At 41.9% G+C, this 22,556-nt stretch carries 25 protein-coding genes and 1 riboswitch; of the genes, 4 read left to right on the top strand and 21 right to left on the bottom strand.

What is annotated here, in order from left to right:
- Nucleotides 1–108: 108 nt before the first annotated feature.
- Complete coding sequence (locus tag SporoP33_RS00245; protein WP_196796823.1) at nt 109–2,202, top strand: catalase; 2,094 nt, start codon at nt 109–111, stop codon at nt 2,200–2,202.
- A gap of 65 nt (nt 2,203–2,267) precedes the next feature.
- Here SporoP33_RS00245 and SporoP33_RS00240 read toward each other — a convergent pair whose 3' ends face one another.
- The 3 genes from SporoP33_RS00240 to SporoP33_RS00230 form a co-directional block, all read right to left on the bottom strand.
- Nucleotides 2,268–3,104, bottom strand: a complete 837-nt coding sequence (locus SporoP33_RS00240) for a malate synthase (RefSeq protein WP_081241876.1) — start codon at nt 3,102–3,104, stop codon at nt 2,268–2,270.
- 538 nt (nt 3,105–3,642) lie between these two features.
- Nucleotides 3,643–4,488, bottom strand: a complete 846-nt coding sequence (locus SporoP33_RS00235) for a metallophosphoesterase (RefSeq protein WP_081244693.1) — start codon at nt 4,486–4,488, stop codon at nt 3,643–3,645.
- An 88-nt stretch (nt 4,489–4,576) separates the two neighbouring features.
- Nucleotides 4,577–4,933, bottom strand: coding sequence for a hypothetical protein (locus SporoP33_RS00230; RefSeq protein WP_196796822.1), 357 nt, complete (start codon nt 4,931–4,933; stop codon nt 4,577–4,579).
- A 241-nt stretch (nt 4,934–5,174) separates the two neighbouring features.
- Between SporoP33_RS00230 and SporoP33_RS00225 the strand changes: the two genes are divergently transcribed.
- Entirely contained in the window at nt 5,175–5,987 is an 813-nt protein-coding gene (locus SporoP33_RS00225) for a hypothetical protein (RefSeq protein ID WP_081241874.1), read from the top strand.
- 210 nt (nt 5,988–6,197) lie between these two features.
- Here the strand turns inward: SporoP33_RS00225 and SporoP33_RS00220 are convergent, their stop codons facing one another.
- The 13 genes from SporoP33_RS00220 to comGA form a co-directional block, all read right to left on the bottom strand.
- On the bottom strand, nt 6,198–6,398 hold the full coding sequence (locus tag SporoP33_RS00220; protein WP_075528296.1) for a cold-shock protein: 201 nt from the start codon (nt 6,396–6,398) through the stop codon (nt 6,198–6,200).
- A gap of 605 nt (nt 6,399–7,003) precedes the next feature.
- Nucleotides 7,004–7,930, bottom strand: coding sequence for an alpha/beta hydrolase family protein (locus SporoP33_RS00215; protein WP_081241873.1), 927 nt, complete (start codon nt 7,928–7,930; stop codon nt 7,004–7,006).
- Nucleotides 7,931–8,387: 457 nt separating this feature from the next.
- Nucleotides 8,388–8,666, bottom strand: coding sequence for a GNAT family N-acetyltransferase (locus SporoP33_RS16545; protein WP_369821945.1), 279 nt, complete (start codon nt 8,664–8,666; stop codon nt 8,388–8,390).
- A gap of 346 nt (nt 8,667–9,012) precedes the next feature.
- Nucleotides 9,013–10,500 carry an aminomethyl-transferring glycine dehydrogenase subunit GcvPB gene (gene gcvPB, locus SporoP33_RS00205; RefSeq protein WP_081241872.1) on the bottom strand — a complete coding sequence of 496 codons (1,488 nt, stop codon included), beginning with the start codon at nt 10,498–10,500 and terminating at the stop codon, nt 9,013–9,015.
- Nucleotides 10,493–11,839 carry an aminomethyl-transferring glycine dehydrogenase subunit GcvPA gene (gene gcvPA / locus SporoP33_RS00200; protein ID WP_081241871.1) on the bottom strand — a complete coding sequence of 449 codons (1,347 nt, stop codon included), beginning with the start codon at nt 11,837–11,839 and terminating at the stop codon, nt 10,493–10,495. Before gcvPA ends, gcvPB begins: the two co-directional genes overlap by 8 nt.
- A 21-nt stretch (nt 11,840–11,860) precedes the next feature.
- Nucleotides 11,861–12,961 (bottom strand): glycine cleavage system aminomethyltransferase GcvT, encoded by a 1,101-nt coding sequence (gene gcvT / locus SporoP33_RS00195; RefSeq protein WP_081241870.1) that lies wholly within the window; start codon nt 12,959–12,961, stop codon nt 11,861–11,863.
- A 164-nt stretch (nt 12,962–13,125) separates the two neighbouring features.
- Nucleotides 13,126–13,218: riboswitch (glycine riboswitch) on the bottom strand.
- A 134-nt stretch (nt 13,219–13,352) separates the two neighbouring features.
- A complete protein-coding gene (locus tag SporoP33_RS00190) occupies nt 13,353–13,859 on the bottom strand; it encodes a shikimate kinase (protein WP_081244692.1) in 507 nt (168 codons plus the stop codon).
- 162 nt (nt 13,860–14,021) lie between these two features.
- Complete coding sequence (gene comGF / locus SporoP33_RS00185; RefSeq protein WP_231293268.1) at nt 14,022–14,423, bottom strand: competence type IV pilus minor pilin ComGF; 402 nt, start codon at nt 14,421–14,423, stop codon at nt 14,022–14,024.
- A gap of 29 nt (nt 14,424–14,452) precedes the next feature.
- Nucleotides 14,453–14,752 carry a hypothetical protein gene (locus SporoP33_RS00180; protein WP_081241868.1) on the bottom strand — a complete coding sequence of 100 codons (300 nt, stop codon included), beginning with the start codon at nt 14,750–14,752 and terminating at the stop codon, nt 14,453–14,455.
- Nucleotides 14,745–15,200 carry a competence type IV pilus minor pilin ComGD gene (comGD, locus tag SporoP33_RS00175; protein ID WP_198160040.1) on the bottom strand — a complete coding sequence of 152 codons (456 nt, stop codon included), beginning with the start codon at nt 15,198–15,200 and terminating at the stop codon, nt 14,745–14,747. Before comGD ends, SporoP33_RS00180 begins: the two co-directional genes overlap by 8 nt.
- Nucleotides 15,187–15,462, bottom strand: a complete 276-nt coding sequence (gene comGC / locus SporoP33_RS00170; RefSeq protein WP_081244691.1) for a competence type IV pilus major pilin ComGC — start codon at nt 15,460–15,462, stop codon at nt 15,187–15,189. The genes comGD and comGC overlap by 14 nt, the downstream gene beginning before the upstream one ends.
- A gap of 51 nt (nt 15,463–15,513) precedes the next feature.
- Nucleotides 15,514–16,566, bottom strand: a complete 1,053-nt coding sequence (gene comGB, locus SporoP33_RS00165; protein WP_196796820.1) for a competence type IV pilus assembly protein ComGB — start codon at nt 16,564–16,566, stop codon at nt 15,514–15,516.
- A complete protein-coding gene (comGA, locus tag SporoP33_RS00160) occupies nt 16,553–17,557 on the bottom strand; it encodes a competence type IV pilus ATPase ComGA (protein ID WP_081241865.1) in 1,005 nt (334 codons plus the stop codon). Before comGA ends, comGB begins: the two co-directional genes overlap by 14 nt.
- Nucleotides 17,558–17,900: 343 nt before the next feature.
- Between comGA and SporoP33_RS00155 the strand changes: the two genes are divergently transcribed.
- Nucleotides 17,901–18,143 carry a DUF2626 domain-containing protein gene (locus SporoP33_RS00155; RefSeq protein WP_081241864.1) on the top strand — a complete coding sequence of 81 codons (243 nt, stop codon included), beginning with the start codon at nt 17,901–17,903 and terminating at the stop codon, nt 18,141–18,143.
- A 61-nt stretch (nt 18,144–18,204) separates the two neighbouring features.
- Here SporoP33_RS00155 and SporoP33_RS00150 read toward each other — a convergent pair whose 3' ends face one another.
- Nucleotides 18,205–18,840 (bottom strand): MBL fold metallo-hydrolase, encoded by a 636-nt coding sequence (locus SporoP33_RS00150; RefSeq protein WP_081241863.1) that lies wholly within the window; start codon nt 18,838–18,840, stop codon nt 18,205–18,207.
- A gap of 158 nt (nt 18,841–18,998) precedes the next feature.
- Between SporoP33_RS00150 and SporoP33_RS00145 the strand changes: the two genes are divergently transcribed.
- Nucleotides 18,999–19,181 carry a DUF2759 domain-containing protein gene (locus SporoP33_RS00145; protein WP_081241862.1) on the top strand — a complete coding sequence of 61 codons (183 nt, stop codon included), beginning with the start codon at nt 18,999–19,001 and terminating at the stop codon, nt 19,179–19,181.
- Between the two features lie 271 nt (nt 19,182–19,452).
- Here the strand turns inward: SporoP33_RS00145 and SporoP33_RS00140 are convergent, their stop codons facing one another.
- The 4 genes from SporoP33_RS00140 to rpmG all read right to left on the bottom strand — a co-directional run bounded on the left by SporoP33_RS00140 (nt 19,453) and on the right by rpmG (nt 22,443).
- Nucleotides 19,453–21,345: an LTA synthase family protein gene (locus SporoP33_RS00140; protein ID WP_081241861.1), complete on the bottom strand. Its 1,893-nt coding sequence runs from the start codon at nt 21,343–21,345 to the stop codon at nt 19,453–19,455.
- A 130-nt stretch (nt 21,346–21,475) separates the two neighbouring features.
- Complete coding sequence (locus SporoP33_RS00135; protein ID WP_081241860.1) at nt 21,476–21,661, bottom strand: YqgQ family protein; 186 nt, start codon at nt 21,659–21,661, stop codon at nt 21,476–21,478.
- Nucleotides 21,654–22,238 (bottom strand): 5-formyltetrahydrofolate cyclo-ligase, encoded by a 585-nt coding sequence (locus tag SporoP33_RS00130; RefSeq protein WP_081241859.1) that lies wholly within the window; start codon nt 22,236–22,238, stop codon nt 21,654–21,656. Before SporoP33_RS00130 ends, SporoP33_RS00135 begins: the two co-directional genes overlap by 8 nt.
- Nucleotides 22,239–22,293: 55 nt before the next feature.
- Entirely contained in the window at nt 22,294–22,443 is a 150-nt protein-coding gene (gene rpmG, locus SporoP33_RS00125; protein WP_029054517.1) for a 50S ribosomal protein L33, read from the bottom strand.
- Between the last annotated feature and the right edge of the window lie 113 nt (nt 22,444–22,556).

Below are 22,556 nucleotides of genomic sequence, written 5' to 3'. Positions count from 1 at the left end.
TTATGCAGCTGCTCTTCACTTCTTGACTCCATCGTATTTTCCATTTCTCTGTTTGTGCTATTTTACAGAAACTCCACATACAGTATGGATGAGCTAATCCCAAAATAAATGGAGAAGCATGATGGAGGAGATTGTGTGAACGACGGATCGGTTAACGATAGCAGAGATACACAAAAGAACAGAAAAAGTGAACAGCTTGATCAATTTAAGGTAGACAATAAAGGAAAAAAGATCACTACCAATCAGGGAGTTAAAGTATCAAATGATGAAGAGTCAGTAAAAGCAGGAGTGCGCGGTCCTACATTAATTGAAGGAATTCATTTAAAAGAAAAATTGATGCACTTTGACCGTGAACGAATTCCGGAACGCGTTGTTCATGCGAGGGGCTATGCAGCACACGGTGAATTCGAGCTGTATGAATCATTGAAAGATTATACTACAGCAGGTTTTCTTCAAACAGCCGGACAGAAGACGCCTGTTTTCACTCGGTTCTCCAATGTCGCGGGAAGCCTGGGTTCAGTCGATACAGCACGGGACGTACGAGGCTTTGCGGTGAAGTTTTACACAGAGGAAGGGAATTATGACTTAGTCGGGAATAATATTCCGGTATTTTTCATTCAAGATAGCATGAAATTCCCAGACCTCATTCATGCGGTCAAACCGGAACCTCATAACGATATACCCCAGGCCGCTTCAGCCCATGATACATTCTGGGATTTCATAGCCAATAATCAGGAATCTGCACATATGGTCATGTGGCAAATGTCAGACCGGACAATTCCAAGAAGCTGGCGTATGATGGAAGGGTTTGGCGTTCATACATTTCGCTTTGTGAACAGCGAAGGTAAAGCAACGTTTGTAAAGTTTCATTGGAAACCTGTGCTTGGTGTACATTCACTCGTTTGGGATGAGGCACAGAAGATCGCAGGTAAGGATGCAGACTTTCAGCGCAGGGATTTATGGGAATGCATCGAAAATGGCTATTTTGCTGAATATGAATTTGGCGTACAGTTGATTGCGGAAGAAGATGAGTTCATGTTTGACTTTGATATTCTTGACGCGACAAAACTATGGCCCGAAGAGATTGTCCCTGTGAAAATCATCGGAAAAATGACATTAAATCAAAATGTAACCAACGTATTTGCTGAAACGGAGCAAGCGGCATTCCATCCTGGGAATATAGTGCCTGGAATAGACTTCACCAATGATCCGCTGTTACAAGGAAGGATTTTATCATACAGCGACACACAGATTTACCGTCTGGGCGGTCCGAACTTCACTGAAATCCCTATCAATCGTTCGGTTTGCCCATTCCATAATAATCAGCGCAATGGATTTAATCGACAACGAATAGATGTGGGACAGGTAAGCTACCATAAGAATTCTTTAGCAGGAAACACCCCTTCTGCCTCAACAAAAGAAGAAGGCGGTTTCGTTCACTACGCGGAAAAGGTGGAAGGCCGTGTCATTCAGGCACGAAGCGAATCATTCAATGACCACTTTTCTCAGGCGAGGCTTTTTTGGAACAGCATGTCGCCGGCGGAGAAAAAGCATATCACCCAGTCATTCAGCTTTGAAGTCGGGAAAGTTCAAAGCGTAAGTGTGAAACAGCAAGTGGTTGATATGTTCAGTCGTGTTGACAATGAAATGGCCGCCTTAATTGCGATGAACGTCGGAGTAAATGAGCCGGCCGGCGAACAATCGACTGTGGAGCAATCTTCACCCGCCCTAAGTCAGGAGCGAACGAATCGCTTTCCCTACAGTTTAAAGGTCGGGATTATCATTGGCGACGGATTTAATGATCAGGAAGTGAAAGAAACGATTGAGAATCTGTCAAAGTATGGTGTCTGGACATATGCTATTGGCGAAAAAATCGGTAAAGTAACAGGGTCAAACGGACTTGTCATTCATGTAAGTGAAACGTTTTCAACAACGGCCCCTGTACTGTTTGATTCTCTCTACATCGTTGGAGGAAGTGCAGGTAATCAGGCAAAGTTTAACTCAGACAGTATCTATTTTATTAACGAAACATTTATGCATTACAAACCGATGAGTATTGCGTCAACAGGCCAGTCCCTATTTACGGCGTCTGAAGCCAAAAAGGGTCCGGGAATTATACTTTCTGATGCTAATACAGCATCCAGCGACGAATTTGTAAAAGCCATCGCTCAGCAACGTTTCTGGGACAGGGAAATTTATTAAGGAAATGGAAAAAGAGCACCTCTCTCCCGCAGAGTGGCGCTCTTTTTCTTATCTACGCATAAAGTTTATTGTATAGCACCGCTTGCTTCAGGAATATTGTCTATATCCAAAGCATTCAGTTTGCAGAAGTATTCCAGAAAATCTTCTGCTTCCTTGACCTCATCTTCATCCGTTCGTAATGCTATGATATCTTTTAGCATCTGGGCAGTCCATACATTGTCAAAGTAACGGAATTTGCCTGAATTCCATGAAGTTCGATGAGGGTAGTTTTTATTTACGTAATACTTCCAGAAGAGCATTTTCTCAGCTTCCTGTTCTGTTAGCTGAATTCTGAAATCTTCATGATATGGCACCAGCCCATCATCGCCTATCGAGCCGGTAAATATGTCATTCACCATGAAGAGACCGACGATCCGTCTTTCTGTTTCCTCTTGATCTGAATTTCGCACAGTCAGAACACCCGCACTGTTCGGACGCAAACGGGTTACCGGGTTTGGCCGTCCTTTATTTTTTCCGCTTTGAATACTGCCGGTCGATATTCGCCAGTCGTTAAACAGGTTAGATTGTTCCTCTTCATCCAGCCAAAAAACAATTTGTGAGCTTTCATGAATTTTGTTGTTCTTGAGTATATCTCTTCGCTGCTGTTCAAGTAACCGGATCTTTTTTTCTTCTTTGCGTTTCTTTTCAAGCACCGCTTCTTCCGCTCTCTTTTTTAAGAAAACTTCCTCTAAAGATTTAGCGATCGTTTGATCATTTAGTGTAATGAAATTGTCGAAAGCATCAGGATAAACGAACTTTTTAAGAACGTTATTAAAATCTACGACAATCACCGAGTCCTCGTGTTCGACAATACTTCCTTCACCAAACACGTTGTGTGTTATTCCTTCATTAATTAAATTCATCAGACATCTCCCTTTACACAAATTCGATAACTGCTCTGAAAATGAAAAAACGCACTCCATTCCTTGCTGGAATAAGTTGCGCAGAACTGCTGATTGCACCCTTAATTATTATTATATATTGATTATACCATATAATCTGAAATTTTTCAAATTTATGATTGACATTGAGCGTTTATTTATCGTACAATATAGGATTTTCGATTTCTATATGTGTGTATGACACTCGTGATTTATTGAGATAATCAAGCCATTTCTGGAAATTACAATCTATTAGGCTAAAATTTCACCAGACACTGTATGGGAGCTTAACTGGCAGATGAAATATTTTCAACCAGCATTATCCTTCACCGGAATTTCGTTCATATGAAAGTTTTCATTTTCCAGCGTAATGAAGCAGTAAAAAAATCGACGCTGCCGTCAGCGCCGATTTGAGTCTTTATACATTACTCATTACTGCTTACAGTAAATAATGAAATCATCTTACTATCCAACTGTCTTTGCCTTCAGCGAGATCAGCAGATTGGATGACTATATGTGCTTACTCGTCCGCAGCCTCCAATGTTACTGCGACAATCTCAGGACGATTGAATACTCTCAACGGTATAATGCTGTTGCCGAGTCCCCTTCCAACCATCATCACTGTATGATTCAGCACATATTCACCGGCAGTATAAACGGGCAGCACTCCTTGATTTGGCGCAATCAGACCGCCGACAAAAGGAATTCTGATTTGTCCCCCATGTGCATGACCGGAAAATACTAGATCAAAATCAGACTCCGCGTAAAGCGGCAGCAGCTCGGGACGATGTGCTAACAAAATTGTAAAAGTATCTGTTGTCATTTCTTCTGCCAGTGTTTTTATATCTTCCATGGCTATTTCCCGTTCCGATACACCATTGACACCGTGCGCCGGGTCATCAATACCCGCAATATGGATGTTATCATCCCCCATTGCCAGCGCAGACTGCTCATTACGTAAAACATGCACGCCAATAGTATTCAATGAACGTTCCAATGAATTGAATGTCCCAGACCACCATTCGTGATTTCCTGTCACATAGTATACAGGAGCAACTTTCGTCAGCTCTTTCATTAACAGCAGCCCTGCTTCATCCCCCGTCCTGTTGGAATCGATGAGGTCACCGGTATAAACTATGATGTCCGGATCAAACATTGTGACTTTCCGGACTATTCTTTGCTGATTCTTCCCAAAGCTTTTATTGTGAAGATCGGTCAAATGGATAATCTTGAACTGATCAAAACTGGCAGGCAGGTTTGCAGAACGGATCTCTGTCTTGCTCATGGTAAGTGAATTATTTTGAAACCAGAAAAAATAGCTGATTGTTATAATCCCAAGCACACTATAGAGAAGTCTTTTCTTCATTTCCATATCAATTCCTATCCGGAAGCTGTAATAGATTGTTTCTGTAAACCCTTATACATAAAATCCTTTGTTTGCTTTTGGCAAACGTTTATTGGAAGCGGTTCTTCAAAGATTCGACGGACAGGTTAATTGCAGTTAAACGGCGCTCATTTAATGTTTTTTGAGAACTGCCATCCTTTGCCTTAACTAGTTGTTTTTCAATAGACGGAACAATGCCCTGCAAAGTTTTTATAGAAGTTAACATGATTTCATCGTCACAAATAAACTCCTCCGCGTTCCAATCGCACCTAAGGCTTTCTAACCCGGTTTTCACAGCGTCCCTTCTCATTTTTACAAGAGCCGTATTTGATCCCTTTTCTGTCATGCTTTCATACGCAGTTGAAAGCTTATGCAAAGTCGACTCTAACGATCTGATGTACAAATCTTGGAATTCTTGGCTTATCACCTTCTTATGCCACCTTTCTTCTTTGTGCTGATTAATAATTTTTCAAATCCTTCAGCTGCTATTAGCATATTTATTCAATTTGATAGTGCATAGAATTCCGGGTAGTAAACTATATAAAATTCAGAGATTTCATGAGGTAAAAGAATGTTTGTCTAAAACATCACTAGGTGTTCATACAAACAGGTCTTTCGCATTTGAATATGATAGGTTCTATTGAAAATTAAAATAGGAGTGATTCCTTGTGGGTGAAAAACGGAAATCAAAAAAAGGAAATAAGTGCAAATGCTGTTGTAAATGCTGCCGTGAATGTCATAAACCTCAACCTCCAGAAATAGATGATGATCCTGTTTCTTTACCAATAACACCAGAACAAGTTCCGACTGATACAGCTGGCCAACTTTTTTCATTTGTTGCTGTTCAAGCATATTATTTACCTGGTGCCGAAACAACCAGAAACGGGAACGATCGTTTTGGAGAAGATATGACGAATGTGTCTCAGATTTGGGGGTTTCCTATCATAGCAATTCCTGGCGGGCCTGTACAACTTACAGATACAGATCTAGGCCCCGATTTTTCACTGCCGTCAAACTTGGGTAATTTGAGCTCCGACAATCTCAGCTTCAGAAGATTACAGCAAATCCATGCAGATAGATTTCCAAACACCACAAAAATAATTGCAGTATGGTATGCACCGTTTTCAGAGCAAACATCAGGAATAGCTGGTAGAGCTTTTAGTAATATAGGTTTAACTAATCAAAACACAGCTTCCCGATTATTTAATCATATTGTAATCTGTAATTTCCCAAATGACTCATTTAATACTTCGCTCTTAAAACATGAACTCGGACATATCTTCTTTGGTACAGCGACTATAGAAACGCCCGGATCAGATAGACTTATTCCCGTGAATAATAATTGTGATCCTTCCTCCCCAAACTGCTCTAATAATCATAGTCCTCAGACCGGGAATCTAATGGAACCAACACCAGGCAATAAAACCTCTTTAACTCTTGAGCAACGTCAAAAAGCAGGTTCTACTTTTTTAACTCTATAAGAGATGTCTCTTGCAGAATGTTGGATTTTACTGAGTTGCTTTGAACTTCTCATTAAATCAGTACCAAAAGAATATCAATATTCCTTATCTCTGCGGCTCGCTGAGTCTTAGGGTCCACCTCAATTTAATCATGCGAGGATTACCAAAGGATATAGCATAAATTACGATAAAAAAAAGACCCTAGATGCAGGGTCTTTTTTAAAGCCGTTATTAAGCTTTTTGAACGTTTGCAGCTTGTAGGCCGCGCTGTCCTTCTTCAATTTCAAATGTTACGCTTTGACCTTCGTCTAAAGATTTGAAACCTTCACTTTGAATAGCTGAGAAGTGTACGAATACGTCCTCTCCTGCTTCACGTTCGATAAATCCAAAACCTTTTTCTGCGTTGAACCACTTAACTGTACCTTGTTCCATTATTATTGCCTCCTAGTACGGATATCCGTACAATATGTTACTATTTTTGCTCAAATACCTTAGACGAAAAACAAAACCTCTTCTTTAGCTGAACAGAACAAAAATAACTCTTCCTTAGTATAACAGACCTGTGATGAAATAGATAGTGGATTGATTGACTAATACTGTGGATGCAGCTATTTAATTCCGTCATTACTTAAAAACTCATTATCATACAGCGTTTATCCGTACTTGCCGCACTGAAAAAAGCATAAAAATTCTTTATTAAATCACTCATTAGATGGAATTAGTTCATTTATTGCTATAATCAGGATGAATACTGCGGCAGTGTTCATTTCCTGTGGTCTTTTATGGATAGACAGTTCAGCCCCGCAGCCGCCGCAGTGATGATAATTTCCTGATAGTATTCTTACCTAGGATTTGAGAAATCTGCTGGAGCATCGTTATCTCCTTCTTATATGTTGTGTAAAATCTCATAAATACCATATCCTAGAAATACATTACCCATCTTTCATAAATATAAGTATGCAGTCTGTAATCCCGTATTTCAGCAGCCTTAAACCCCTTCAGCAAGGTCGTTTAGTAATACTGTGCTTACATATTTTTCATAACGAATGAATCCAATCGGAAATATCATGTATTACTTGCTGATCGATATGCTGCGCCACTTTATACTCTTTTTTCGCTTTTCGTATGTCCCCATAAACAGATGGCATAAAAGCATGGTTCAAATTGGGATACAGTTTATACGTAACAGTTGGTTTGTCACCCAATATTTTTTTATAACCAGCAAAGTCTTTTTCCACTGATACGTGAAAATCCTTTTCCCCTTGCATGATAAATATGGGCTTATGTAATGCAAGAAGATAGTCAGCAGATGGATGGTCACCCATTTCTTTTAAATAGTAGGCCTTCACATGCTTTCCTAAAACCGGAGTTGATTTTGCTTCTTCATCACTCAAATCAGAGATGTTCTCCAGCTTTGACGACAATGCCGCTATTTGTTTTTTTGCAATTGCTTTCAAAAATTTATTCAAAGAATTTAAAACATCATTATTTTGATCCATTAAAATTTCTTCCAACCGGCGGGGAGTCCCGGCCATTATAATGATGCCGGCGAAATTTCCGCCTTCTGCATCGATTCGCGGCGCCAGCATTCCTCCTAAACTGTGACCGATAATAAATATTTTGTCTGAATCAATACGTGAATCCTTTCGCAGCAAATCAGCGGCAAGAATTGCATCTTCTATCGTTTCTTCTTTTACTGACAGTGAACGATTTTTTCTCATTTCTTTGCCATATACGTATGTCCTTTTATCATAACGCAGCACTGCAATCCCTTTTTCAGACAACCCTTCTGCCAGATCTTTAAAAGGATGTACATTACCAATCTTTTCATCCATATTGCTTGGACCGGAACCATGAACCAATACAACTGCAGGCACCAATTCATTTGCTCCATCCGGAATCGTTAATATACCATTTAGCGGGTATTTTGTTTCAGCACCTACCACTATTCTTTCGTCAGCCATTATATCTCCTCCTTAAAATTAGACTCCATATGCGTGTCCATGTGTCTGACTGGGACCTATTAAAAAACGCTTATATACCAACCGATCTCGTTAGCTCTATACATAGCAGGATAGTACAGACAGCATCCAGCATAGGCAGCTTCTCTCTTTCGGCATATTATTCATAGTAAGATACCCGCAGCCGCCACCCCAGCCCCTATTAGAAAAAATATACCGATTCGCCAGGATTCATCTGTAACCACCTCATTCAAAGCCTTTTATAATTCGGCGGCATGCTTTATCTGGTGAGTTCCTTACTAAAATGAGTAAGGGATAGATTTTCTGCAACTGTTTTTTCTCCTGTTTTAGTAAAACCATTTTTTATATAGAAATTCACGGCTGGTGTATTTTTAGTCCCCGTGGATACCAGAATCGATGTAATTTCTTTCTCATTGCACTCTGCAAAGTCCAGCAGTTTTTAGGCAATTCCCTTCCTGAAATGTGCCGGATGTACGATTAAACGCTGTATTTCCATTACTTCCCCGTCCGTTTGTATGGATATCACTCCGCATAATTCACCATTTGTATAATAGCCATAGAAAGTCTCCCCGCTTTGCTGCAGAGAATGAACGGTGTCTTGCAAAGGCGGCAGATCAAAGCAGCCAATTAATTCCGCCTCCGCCAGGTAAGAAGGGAGCTGAACAGCTAATACGTCTTCCGCACAATTATTAGCGTTTATATCCAATTTATGAATCACAGCTTTACCTCCAGTTTGAATGATGCAAGAACATTAAAAGGCTGCAGTCGTATTTCAATTAGCAGTTTGTCCAGTTCAAAATAGCAATGCAGAAAGAAGTAATGCCAGCAAAGCAGTTTCTCCGCAGCACTGCCCCGCTTCTAGTTTAACTAAAATTGCATGCAGATTCAGGAATCAAACAACGGATCATGTTTCAGATAAATATGATGAACGACTGATTTAAATATACCACGAATAACCAATAACCCTTTACTGAAATTCAAATTTTCTGCCGATTATTTTAAGCAAGTAAACAAAAAAAGCACCGCTGTAAAATTCAGCGGTGCTGCTTACTTTCCTATTCCTGTCAGCGTACAGTTTCTGCTACTGCTGCAGCTTCTTTTGTGTAACGCAATACCGGTTTACGCGCTGCCTGCGTTTCATCCAGACGGCCGATCACTGTTGTATGCGGTGCTTCCTGAACGATTTCCGGATTTTCTTCTACTTCTTTCGCAATCTGGATCATTGCTTCTATGAAGTTATCCAATGTTTCTTTTGATTCCGTTTCTGTCGGTTCGATCATCATTCCCTCTTCAACATTTAACGGGAAGTAAATCGTTGGCGGATGATAGCCGAAATCCAGAAGTCGCTTCGCCATATCCAGCGTACGCACGCCCAGTTTCTTCTGGCGGCGGCCGGATAAGACAAATTCGTGTTTACAGTGCTGTGTATACGGAAGGTCGAAATAAGGCTCCAGACGACGCATCATATAGTTGGCATTTAACACTGCGTATTCTGTTACTGCTTTCAAACCATCCGGCCCCATGGAACGGATATACGTGTAAGCACGCAGATAAATACCGAAGTTGCCGTAGTATGGTTTGACGCGCCCGATAGACTGCGGTACGTCGTAATTCAATACGAAACGATCGTCCACTTTTTCGATGACCGGCTTCGGCATAAATGCGGCCAATTCATTTGTTACACCCACTGGACCTGAACCTGGACCGCCGCCGCCGTGAGGGCCGGTAAACGTCTTGTGCAAGTTCAAGTGCACAGCGTCAAAGCCCATGTCGCCAGGCCGTGCTTTAGACATAACCGCATTCAGGTTGGCGCCGTCATAATACAGCTTTCCGCCAACGCCGTGAACAACAGCGGCCATTTCCAGAATCTCTTCCTCAAAAAGCCCAAGTGTGTTCGGGTTCGTTAACATCAATGCTGCTGTATCAGGTCCGACTTTTGATTTTAAGTCTTCGAGGTCTACTAAACCATGCTCATTCGATTTTACCGTCACGGTATCAAATCCAGCTACTGTGGCAGATGCAGGGTTTGTACCGTGTGCTGAGTCAGGAACCAATACTTTAGTGCGCCCTGTATCACCGTTTGCTTCATGGAATGCACGGATCATCATTAATGCTGTCCACTCACCATGCGCACCTGCTGCGGGCTGCAATGTAACTTGCGGCATGCCTGTAATTTCAGCTAAATGTTCCTGCAAATCATATGCCACTTCAAGCGCACCCTGTACAGTCGATTCATCCTGCAGCGGGTGAACGCGTGCGAATCCAGGGAAGCGTGCAACCGCTTCATTGATTTTCGGATTGTATTTCATCGTACAAGAGCCGAGTGGATAAAATCCTGTGTCGACGCCATGGTTACGATTGGACAATGCTGTATAGTGGCGCATAATATCCAATTCAGATACTTCCGGAAGCTCGGCATCTTCTGTTCGAATCAGCCCCTGCGGCAAAATGGACGCAACGTCTACTTCCGGCACATCTAATTCAGGCAAACTGTAGCCGATACGTCCAGGCTTGGATAATTCAAAAATGAGTGATTGATTTTCGTTATGCATGGATAGCCTCCAATTCTTGCACGTATGCATCGATTTCTTCTTTCGTACGTTGTTCTGTAACCGCAATCAGCGCGTGATTAGCCAGATTTTCATCGACAAGACTTAGATCATACCCGCCGATAATACCGCGTTCCAGCAAACGCTTATTTACCTCTTTGACAGGTTCTTTGCAATCTACTACGAGTTCATTGAAATGAGCAGAACCGAACTTCACGTCAAATCCGGCTTTTTCAAATGCCTGTTTTGCATATGCTGTCTTCGCAAGGTTCTGATACGCGATTTCTTTAATTCCTTCTTTTCCGAGAGCTGTCATCGCAACAGATGCAGCAAGAGCATTCAATGCCTGATTGGAACAAATATTGGATGTCGCTTTATCACGGCGAATATGCTGCTCGCGCGCCTGCAATGTCAATACATAGCCTCTGCGGCCCTGATCGTCATTCGTTTCCCCGACCAAACGGCCCGGAACTTTACGCATCAACTTTTTCGATACTGCGAAATAACCACAATGCGGTCCCCCGAATGATTCTGCGATACCTAGCGGCTGTGCATCTCCAACAGTAATATCCGCACCAAGTGCTCCTGGCGGCGTCAGTATTCCTAATGCAAGCGGATTTGCCGATACGATAGACAGCGCACCGTTTTCATGGGCAATATCACTGATCGCCTGAAGATCTTCCACTTGTCCAAAGAAGTTTGGATATTGAACAAGCACGCCTGCTGTCCCGTCATCAATTAACTCTTTTAATTGATCGATATCTGTGACACCGTCTTTATGAGGAATTGTCACAACTTCGATAGACTGACCGTCAGCATAAGACTTCACAACTGCCTGTGACTCAGAATGAACTGCAGCTGATACAAGCAATTTCTTACGGCGTGTATGTCCGGCAGCAAGTGTACCTGCTTCTGCAAGTGATGTCCCGCCGTCATACATAGAAGAGTTCGCAAGTTCCATTCCTGTCAGTTCGCAAATCATTGTCTGGAATTCAAAAATCGCCTGCAATTCACCCTGTGAAATTTCCGGCTGGTACGGAGTGTACGCTGTGTAAAATTCGGAACGCGAGATTACATGATCTACGATAACCGGACGATAGTGGTCATATACACCTGCCCCCAAGAAAGAAGCATAATCTTGCGCGTTGACATTTTTCGCAGCCAAACGGCCAAGTTCTTTCAATAGAGAGGTTTCCGATTTCGCCGGCTTGATGTTATATTCACCCGTGAAACGTACTTTTTCAGGAATATCGGAAAATAGTTCATCGATGGACGACACACCAATTGTGTCGAGCATGTCTTTCTTGTCTTGCTCCGTCATAGGAAGATAACGATGCTTCATAATTGTTTTACCCCTTTTCACTTATGATCTTTTATAGAAAGGTGTTGCAATAACTTTTGCTTTCAGACGTTTTGAGCGGATTTCCACTTCAACCTCTGTACCAGGCTCTGTAAAATCAGCAGACAATAGCGCAAAGCCGATGTTCTTCTTTAATGTAGGAGACTGTGTGCCAGTTGTGACTTCGCCAATTTCGCGGTCGCCCGAAAATACTTTATATCCGGTACGCGGAATCCCTTTATCGATCATTTCGAGCCCGACCAGCTTACGCTCCACACCTTGTTCTTTTTGCTTGATTAATACACCTTTACCAATGAAATCTTCTTCTTTATTCACTTTCACGACAAAACCAAGACCTGCCTCGAGTGGAGAAATATCTTCTCTCAGCTCTTGACCGTATAATGGCAAGCCGGCTTCAAAACGCAATGTATCCCGTGCACCGAGACCGGCCGGCACAACACTGTCCGCTTCACCCGCCTGCAAAATCTTTGACCACAAATTCTGGATCGCGGCAGGGGCACCGTAGATTTCAAATCCATTTTCACCTGTATAGCCTGTACGTGAAACGAGCACATCTTCCCCGCCTACCTGAACATGATCTTTGAAGCGGAAGAACTTAATTTCTTCCAGTGGCTCATCTGTTAATTTTTGCAATACTTGCTCTGCCAAAGGTCCTTGCAATGCAAGTAACGCATAATTGGAAGACTGATTGTCGATGACAACATTTTCCGACTTCTGCTTTTCCATCCAAGCCACGTCTTTTTCGATATTAGATGCATTTACCACGAGTAAATAGCGCTCATCCTCTAATTTGTAAATTAAGAAGTCATCGATCGTGCCACCCTGCTCATTACACATGACCGTATACTGCGCCTGGCTGATTTTCAGTTTTGAAACATCATTTGTTACGAGCTTCTGCAAATAATCCAGCGCACCGCTGCCGCTGACAAATACTTCCCCCATATGAGAAACGTCAAAGAGGCCTGCTTTCGTACGAACGGCTTCGTGTTCTGCTTTAATACTTGAAAACTGCACAGGCAATTCCCAGCCGCCAAAATCGATGGTCTTGCCTCCATACTTTTTATAACTTTCAAATAATGGTGTCCGTAATAATTGATTCGTCAAACTGTTTCCTCCTTTTTGTTCTGATCAAAAATTGATCAGCGTATAGGTCATCAAAAAAAGGACAGGGGTCTCCTAATAAAAGAGAACCCCTGTCCTTTTGCCTGAAAGCTTTACAGTTTCCATACTTTCTTCGGCCGCTGATTGCTCAGCACTCTCCAGAGATGCGTCATGTATGCGTTTTGTTACCTGAGAGATTCATAACATTTGTTACTTGCTCCTTCGGCGGCGCCTAATGCGCGCTCTCCCCATACAATCATTCGCATTATTAAATTACTTTTTTCTTCACTGATATCTTAACATTTAATTTTAGTAAGCGCAATCTATTTATTAAGAACGCTAAAAAACGAATGATTTATGAGAATTAAATAAAATCATTCGTTTTTACGCTCAGTTATTTGTATCTTTCGATTTGAAAGATAATATATTCTGCAATATCCGTCAATGATTTGCCAGTAGTTTCTACCGTGAAATGTGATGCCTGCAAATACTTCGGCTTACGTTTCTTGTAAAGTGTTTCAAGCTGCTGCCGCGAGGATTGCTGTACGATCGGGCGGTTAACATCAGTCGATATTCTTCGCCAAATATCACGGAATGAAGCATTAAGGAAAAAGACGATGCCGGTTTCTCTCATCAGACGAATATTTTCTTCTTTTACCGCGACGCCGCCGCCAGTCGCCACGATACAATACTCTTCCGGAAACTTCTCCAAAAACTCTGTTTCGAGTTGCCGAAAATATAATTCCCCATACTGTTCAAAGATTTCAGGAATCGTCATATTCATTTGTTCTGTAATTTCATGGTCCATATCATAGAACGGGATATCCGTCAGCGTATGCAGCCGCTTGCCGATTGCGCTTTTCCCGCATCCCATGAACCCCACCAAGTAGATTCTTTTCATTTTCATCCATCCCGTTTAATTAATTTAACTGCTTCCTGCTCATAATAGTTTTCGAGCCAGTCGTATATCTTGTAGATACTATCATGCCATGAAACGAGGGAGAAAAGAAAGAGACTTACCAAAAATAATAATACAATGGCGAAAAGAAATGAACCTCCCCTCTCATTCCGAATTTTTCCCAATCGCAAATGTCCTTTCTTTACGGACACCATTCAACATGACAACAACGATATGCAGCTGATCATCTAAAACGGTAAAGTTGCAGTTTTTTACATTCATCAGCAGCGGTACATGCCCTGCACCGTCGACCAGTTTGCGCAGCATCTTATCATAATGTTGTATGGTAATCCTTCCTCTTTCCGTACGGAATGCAAAACTTGTTTTTGTCGGCTCAGTTATCGACTCCACTTCTTTTAATAATTCCTGAAGTTCCAAAGAAAATAATTCCCATTCACCAAGCAGTTCTTCCTGATATACTTTTTCCACCGGTGCCTGCCAGTAGAAAAACAGTACAGTCATCTGAATAATGACAGAGAAAATAAGTAAGTGAATAATACTTTCCACAAGCGAAAACCCTTTGTCATTCAGCCCCTTCATAATTTCACACATTTACTGGCAGCGGCATGAAGCACTTCGTAAGCTACACAGATCTGGCCTGGATCCACAGACCAGTCATAATGGATCTCTTCATACGTTCTGCGGCCGGATGTTCGCCCGCTTGTTTTGAAGTGAATAGCGGCCTGATAACTTGTCTCTGCCGCAATCATAGCCTGTTTTTTTGCGGAGATGGAAGACGTCATAGTTGAAGCCATCGGTAACAGCGAACCGTAAATTATCATAACGATCAGTAAAGCCAGCATTGCTTCAGGCCAGGATTGCCCTTTTTCATCCACTGACGATCATCCTCCCTCTTTCCAGCTGAAACGTTATGGACATTTTCCCTCTGCTTTTTGTGTAAAAGATCATTTTACCCGTCTTCTGCAAGTAACCTGTTCCGGCGAAATCCAATTGCCGAAACGCTATAGAAGAACCCAGATACATGCCTGGCGGGAAATCACCTTCTAAAATAACTTCCGATTCACCTGTAAATACTTTGTATGTTGTACCGCCGTTTTCAAATTTCAGAGTTACTCTTTCCCGATGCGTAATCGCATATAATTGTGCCTTATGAACAGTTGTCATAAACTGCTCTAACGCATCATCTTCACTGATTTTTTGCAGACGTTTTTCACTGAAAGGTAAAATAACCGCCGCCAAAATCATGACAATGGAAAGAACCAATAATAGCTCAAGGAACGTGAACCCCAGCTGGTTCCTGATTATACGATTATCCTCCTCCATTTGAAGCTGAAACTTTTCCTTCCGCGTCAATTGCGATTGCACTGCCATTAGGACACGCAGGACTTTCCGGCAGATAACCGCCTTCCGTCAATTTAGTAATTGTCGGTATTTCTTTCTTATCCATTTTATATGCCTGAACCTGTCCTTCGACCATTTTCACGTAGGCGTCACAACCTTTGTCGTCTATTGATTTCGAGTGTTTCGTTACATTCGGAATGGCTATTAAAATCAACACGGTGATGATCAGCAGCACGATCATCATTTCAATTAGTGTAAATCCTTTTTCATTGGTAAGCACTTCTGTTTCCTCCCTTTATATGCTGTCAATCATCTTATAGACTGGCAGCAGGATAGATAAGTAAGACAATAAAATACACACTGCCAAAATGCCGAATAAAGCAGGCTGTAAAACAGTAATCCATTGATTGACCTTTTCTTCCAGCTGTTCGCTTGTATGTTCACTGTAAAGCAGTAATTCCTTTGGCAGATAGCCTGTATCCGCACCATGTTTCGCGAAATCCGCAAGACGCGGTGACAATCCATCTGTCAGCCGGATTGCCCCGTGCAACGATTCCCCATAGATCACCAGCTCACTCAGTCTTCTTGTCATGACGGAAAGAATCGGATCTTCTGTCTGCTCCGTCAGAACAGCAAGCGCATTTTGCATCGATAAGCCTGACTGCAGCAGACTGCCGAGTTCACTGGCAAAATCTCTTGTTTTCATTTCACTGTAGAATCTTCCTAAGACCGGTGTTTTTAATATATAATGCAAGGTGCGTGAAGCGGTCAGTTTTTTTAGCCATATCTTCAACAGCACAAATACCGCGCCGCCTATGACAGCTAAAATCAGTAATAAATCTGGTATTAAAGAAACCACTTTTGGCAAAAGCTGTACGATTCCGCCAGTCTCGCTGGCACGCATCACAGACAGCGCTTCGAAATTCGGCAAGAAGAACTGACGGAATGCGACCAATAAAATTAGCAAAAAAGAAAATAACACACTTGGATATGCCAGTAATTTCTGGATCTGCCTCCGTTTATCTGCTGTACGATTGACACGGTCTGCAACTTCTTTTAATGCCCGTATTAAATTACCGTCCACTTCCGCAATAACGATCGGCAGCATGATACTTCTTTCAAACCCCAGATTCTTTAGTATGTGTGACACGCCATAGCCCATTTTCAATTCTGCTTCCACTTGCAGCAGCTTTTCCTCATATTCTTTTGAGTGGTATGGAAGAATCAGTATCAGTCCTTCATGAAATGTATAACCTTCCTGTAATAACACTGACAGACGCTGCAGGAACTCAGCCGGTTTTATCAGTTTTCTGCCCGCAGATGAACGAAGAAGCTTATTCCGTTCCATATAATGCCCCGTCGTACACAGCCTGTTGTGTATCAATTTTTTGATGATCCGGAATAATGACGCGCTGGCCATTCGCAATCGCTTCAGTTGCCGATTGCAAACCCGCTTCCTGTAATATTTCAAAAATCGCTGCTGTGTCTCCCGACTTCTGTGTTACGAGGCGCTGGGCAGAAATTGCGATAATCGTCTGACGCAGCTCCTCCAAATGAATACCGAGATCCAGCAGACGATACAGGCAGCCGACCGTATCTTTTGCGTGAATTGTGCTGAGGACCAAATGTCCTGTCAAAGCAGCTTCCACAGCAATTTTCGCCGTTTCTGCATCCCGTATTTCGCCGATCATGATAACGTCCGGAGAGTGCCGTAATATAGCCTTCAATCCGGCTGAATATGTAATGCCGGAACGTTCATTGACCTGGATCTGCAGCAGATGGCTGTGATTGTTCTCCACAGGATCTTCAAGTGAAATGACATGACGTTTCAGTTCTGTCACGCAGTGGGATGTCAGGGAATAAAGCGTCGTTGTTTTTCCTGAACCTGTCGGGCCTGTCACAAGGAACAGCCCCTGTCTGCATGAAGCCGCCTCCGCCAACTGATGACTCCATTGCGGCTTTATACATAACTGGCTGAGCGGAACGATTTTATCATGTTTTTGTATGCGGATTGCGACACTTTCACGCAGTTGGATGGACGGAATTGTGGAGACACGAAAAGAGAAGCTGCATTCAGAGAATGACCGGTGAAAGGAACCGCTTTGGGGACGGCGCTGTTCGCTGATGTCTAATGAAGATAAAAATTTATAAAATGAGATCAGCCGGCTGCCCAGTGTATGGGGGTATTGCCCAATCTTTGAAAATAGCGAATGTTTGCGTATGGTGACATCATATCCTTCAGCTGTCGGTACGAAATGAATATCCGTCGCTTCGGCATCGATTGCTTTTTCGAGCAATTGCAGACAAGTTTTTTCTATTGGATTCGTTTCAATATCCATAATTCTCTCCTTTCTCCATTCGACAAAAGACCACTTTTTATCTTGGAGTGTAGTATATAACGTAAAGGAATTGTTGAAAAACTGTCTGCATTTGTGTCAATTTAATTTTCCTGCAGAAAACTGCGTCAAAATTCATTTTATCCCGCTCATTCCGCACCAAAAATGAATTTTCATATTATTTTTGATGACAGTTCTGTTATACTGTTAGTAGCTGCTGTCCTTCTTGCCGGTACAAGTACACTCTTTTGTCACAATGTAAAATTGATTGGAGTTTACTTTTAGGCAGGCGTTCTATTATAATGGATAAGAGCTTATTGTAATGTTGTGAAGGAGGGACTCGTAGATGGATAATATGTTCAAACTTTGCGGATTCTGGACAGGTATTTTTGCAGTCATGTTCTATGTAGGTAATATGATTCCGGCTTCTTTACTGCTGGTCGCAAGCACGATTTTCTTTATTCTACTTGGATACTTGAAACTTTCAGAGCGTATGTACGTTTACTTATTCGGAGCATACTTGATGATTTTCATGGTTGGTTTCAGTTACTATTCCATTTTTATTCACGTACCTGGTGGAGGACACTAATCCGTACATACAAAAAACAGCTGCCCCAATGGACAGCTGTTTTTTGTATGGATTATTATAATCAAAATCCATGCAAATACGGGTTTTGATCTTTTTCAATTCCTGGAGTTGTAGCAGGCCCGTGTCCCGGATAAACGATCATTTCATCATCGAGAGTCAGCAGCTGTTCATGAATTGCACTCAGCAGCGTCTCTGTGTCGCCGCCAGGCAAGTCTGTACGGCCGATACTGCCCTGAAACAACGTGTCTCCTACGATTGCGAATCCTTCGTCTTCAAAGATGTAGCACACGCTTCCCGGAGAGTGTCCGGGCACATGACGGGTGCCCATCGTAAACGGGCCTACCTGTAATTGTTTTTCATCCTGCAGCAGCACATCGGCTGGATTGCAGATGACATCCGGCAATACCGGATACTTCGCCGAACCGTTCAGTTCAGGATTTGCCAGCCACTTCTTTTCTGCTACATGCAAATACACCGGAATGTCATACGCATTGCGGACCGTCTCCACCGCTCCGATATGATCAAAGTGTGCATGGGTCAGCAGTATCGCCAGCGGCTTCAATGAAAGCTTCCGCAGCTCGGCAAGCAATAGTTCGCCGTCTTCTCCCGGATCAAATACTAAACAATTCTTTTCACTGTCTTCCACTATGTAACAATTTGTCTGAATAGGACCTAATGGATGTGTATGTATCCTCAATTATCTCACCTCTCTTATTGATTTTAATGAATCATGAGGATTAATTCAAACAATCGTCATTATTTAATCTCGACAAAACGTTTCATTAACAGTACAATAGAGGAGGAATATCGCTTTATGGCATTCATTTTTTCAATGCTGAAAGGAGTGTCTACTCAATGAATTTATTAGTCATCATTTTTGGATTGATTGCAATTTTAGCAGTCTTTGGAACGGTCCAAGCTTTTAAAGAGCGGAATCTATTAAGTATAATTTTCAATGTGGTAACGGTTGTAGTTATCGGAGGCTTTACGATCGCTACTGTTATATATTCAGGATACCCGCCACAGCTACACAAATAAGTTCCAAAAAATAAGGACACCCCTTCACTGGGGATGTCCTTATTTTTTATGCTTTTTGCAATTTGGCGCGGGCAATTTTTATCGCTGCGCAGTAATTAGCTTATATGCAAATTAACATGGAATCTCCTTTCAATATAGACACACTGCCTGTACTGATGGCACCTTGCGTCTCAGCCCCGCCAAGCTGTCTTCCAGCTCGTTGTTCGATTTCCCGCACATATTGTAAGCGCAAAAAAGCTGCACGGCTAAGGCAGCCGTGCAGCTCAGTAACTTATTTACTTTCTTTCATCTCTGGACTGCCTTCCGGTCTTTCTTTAAACCGGAGCAAGTCGCCGTTGATGATAGTATCCGAATAATTTAATTCAGTAGTTGCGCGTTCGATGTAAGGCTGACATTGCTCTTCATCACCAGGCTCTCCTGTTTCGATATCGTAGCATACTTCGTGGGCATAGATATTCTTGTCCGTAATCAGACGTCCGTCACGGAAGATGACGAATGGCTCATGATCAGGTGAGAATAAGTCGGAACCGAATTGCATATCCGCCTTTGTATCAATGCCTAGCAAGTGAAGAATAGTCGGGCGCAAGTCTATCTGTCCGCCAAGCTCGTTCATTTGCTTGCCTTCGCCGTAGCCTGGAATATGAATGAACAATGGAACTTTTTGAAGCTCCGCATTGTCGAATGGAGTAATTTCTTTATCCATATACATGCCCATTGCTTTATTGTGGTTTTCGGAAATGCCGTAATGGTCACCGTACATTACAATAATAGAATCATCGTACAAACCGCTTTCTTTCAGATCATCAAAAAATTCTTTTACCGCTTCATCCATGTATCGGACAGTTTGGAAGTACTTATTTAATGTGTTGGAATTCGATGTATACTCAGGGATCAGCTTATCCTGCTCATCCAAATCAAATGGATGGTGGTTCGTCAGTGTAATCATGCGTGTCGCAAACGGTTTTTGCATATCTTTCATGATATCGACTGACTGATGGAAGTAAGGGATATCTTTCATTCCCCAGTTGACCGCTTCGTCTTCCCCGATAGTATAGCTGTCGACGTCATAAAACTTCTGTACGTCCAGCGCTTTGTACATGATATCACGGTTCCAGAAACTCTTGCTGTTGGCGTGCATAACACTTGTGTAATACCCATTTTTGCCCAGACTTTCACTAAGGGAGTTATACGTGTTGCCGCTGTGCGTAAAGAATACCGCACTGCCGTTACGTCCGTACAATGAGTTCTCTACGATGAACTCGGAATCGGATGTTTTCCCTAGACCTGTCTGGTGATAGAAATTATCAAAGTAGAATGTGTCTTTATCCTTTGTTAATTCGTTCAGGAACGGTGTAATTTCATGTCCGTTCATATCATTATTAATAACAAAGTTCTGTAATGACTCCAATGACACAATGATGACGTTTTTGCCTTTAGCAGCACCGAACATTTTCGGGTCCGGCTGCGCATGATTGGCTTTCACGTAGTTCTCAATTTCCGTCAATTCCGTTCCATCCGCAAATGTACGCTGCGCATGTGACTTAGATTGTACGAATAGATCATATAAGTGATAGTTATACGTACCGATGTTTTTAACAAGTAATTCACGGTCAAAACTTCTTGTCAGTAACTGCGGGCGCTGTGCTTCTGCCATTGCGAGATTGAACATCATTAAGGTAGCTGCTGCCGCGAAGTACACTTTTCGTCCCATTTTACGGTTCGATTCCTGTACCGGCTCCTGTTTAATGAAACGTATAGCCAAAAGAATAATCAAAACATCCGTAAAGAAGAACACATCAAGAATACGCATATTCTCAGTAATGGAAGAACTTAAGTCTGAAAAGTTACTGGTCTGGAACAATAAAGGCAGTGTAATAAAGTCCGTAAAGAAGCGATAGAACACAGCATTGCTGAACATGACGACAGATGTCAGGATACTGACTGTCAGAATATAGCGGTTGCGTGTTTTGGTCTTCTTGATAAATAAAGCCACCCCGTAAACAAACAATAGAAATGCCAGGGGATTAATCAGTAAGATAAATTGTTGCATAGCATTATCGATTTTCATATTGAAACTGGTGAAATACCCGATATAGGTAGTCAGCCAAGTTGCGATTACTGCGATAATGAGTACGGAATGCTTAGGCCATGAAAATTTTCTCATTCCATCTCTTCCTTTCGTTTCGTGTAAATATTGCTGTTAATAGTCTTCATACATATAGACGTTTGATTGAGTGAAAAGTTTCACATGGATTGAAAAATGAGTAGTTCCGTTTATTTTTATGTGTAATCGCTTAGCTGGTTTGCTCTCTGCGTAAGACGAGCAGTGCCTGTAAATACGTCTGCTGATCGATAAACTGATGGTCGTACAGTTCTTTCACTTCCGATTCCATGATCATACTGTCCTGTTTTTTGTTGCCCGTGTAAATAATGATGCCGAATCGTTTGAGTAATTGCAGGACATCATAAAATTCATTCATCAGCTTCACGGACTTTCTGACAATCTATAATATGTTCATCCGTGTAAATATAGGACACAGGAACATCATGCGGCTCCACCTTTATATTATCGCGGATTTGGCAATGAAATGCCAGTGATATCGTTTCATATGGAAAATTTACCAAATAACGGTCATAATAACCGCCGCCGAATCCGATACGGTAGCCTGCTTTTGAATATACGACACCAGGCACTATCTGCAGGTCTATTTCCTCGGGCTTTACAGGCCGGGTCATATCAATTTTTGGCTCTTTCAAATCCATATAAACTATTTCTGTCTGATCAAAAGAATCTATCAGCCGAAAATCCATTTCTCTTGTGGAAGAAATACATCTGGGAATCGCAATTCGTTTTCCGGCCTGCCAAGCGATTTCTATCAAACGATGCGTGTCTACTTCCGGAAATCTCGATAAGGTGATTCCGATTGTCTGTGCATACTTAAATTCATCCGAAGCAAGAACTTTATCTGTTATAGCCGCTGATTTTCGTTCGTGGTCAGATGGAGATAATTGATGTAATTGCTGTAAAACCTGTTTCCGAAAAAGCTGCTTTTCCACTGTACTACCTCCCGTAAGAAAAAACCAAAACCGAAGCAGGTTTTGGTTTTAATAATTATTTCGTTTCACGGTGCAAAGTTTGCTTTTTTTCACGTGAGCAATATTTCATCATTTCAATACGTTCTGGATTGTTACGCTTATTTTTCTTAGTAATATAATTACGCTCTGCACATTCCGTGCAAGCGAGTGTAACGTTTACGCGCATTACTGTCCCTCCCACTCAATAGCATAGATATAAGTAAAACATGAGCATGATTTATACGACTTATAAATTATACCATAGATTTGCTCTTTGTACAGCAGAAAGATTCAATTATC

It is taken from the genome of Sporosarcina sp. P33 (assembly GCF_002077155.1).
Taxonomy (GTDB): Bacteria; Bacillota; Bacilli; order Bacillales_A; family Planococcaceae; genus Sporosarcina.
Note: the sequence above shows the minus strand (reverse complement) of the source record. Positions and strands in the feature narration are given on the sequence as shown.